Origin of the sequence: Clavibacter sp. MX14-G9D (assembly GCF_032917815.1) — a bacterium.
Taxonomy (GTDB): Bacteria; Actinomycetota; Actinomycetes; order Actinomycetales; family Microbacteriaceae; genus Clavibacter; species Clavibacter michiganensis_K.
Map to the genome: position 1 here is coordinate 1 of NZ_JAVCVL010000438.1, position 630 is coordinate 630.

Below are 630 nucleotides of genomic sequence, written 5' to 3' on the forward strand. Positions count from 1 at the left end.
GCATCCGGTGTCGCGGCAGGACCGGTTGGCGGCGGATGCGGATGGTGGGTGCTTGCCGGGGCGGGGGTCGTGCCTGGATGGGCGGCATGCGTTCCTGCCGCCGGCGAGGACGCCGGTGAAGGCGGCGGATCCGGTACCGGTTGTGGAGGGGGGTCCGGGGGTGACGTTGGAGGACGTGGCGCAGTTCGTACCGAGGTCCGCGTCGATCCGGTCCCAGCCCGTCGGGTGGGCGCTGGTGGGGGCGCCGGTGAACCTGCTGACGGATGCGGTGGTGCAGGTGGTGGACGGGGTGCTGCTGGGTCGGCCGGCGCAGGTGCGGTTCGTGCCGGTGTCGTTCACGTGGGACCACGGTGATGGCACGACGACGGCGGTGGAGGGTCCGGGGGCGTCGTGGGCGCAGCTGGGTCAGGGCGACTTCACGCCCACGGCCACGAGCCATGTGTTCGCGATCGTCGGCGACCGGCAGGTGTCGGTGACGGTCGCGTATGCGCCGTCGTACCGGTTCGACGGGGGCGCGTGGCAGTCGATCCCGGGGACGCTGCCGGTGCTGGTGGGGCCGGTGACGATCCATGTCCTGCAGGGGTCCACGGTCCTGGTGCCCGGGCCGTGCGGGACCCACCACGCCGGACC

General features: G+C 73.2%; 1 pseudogene. It reads left to right on the forward strand.

The features are described 5' to 3' along the window. Positions 1-175 precede the first annotated feature (175 nt). Positions 176-630 (forward strand): annotated as a pseudogene (locus Q6969_RS16175) (hypothetical protein); the annotation flags it as partial.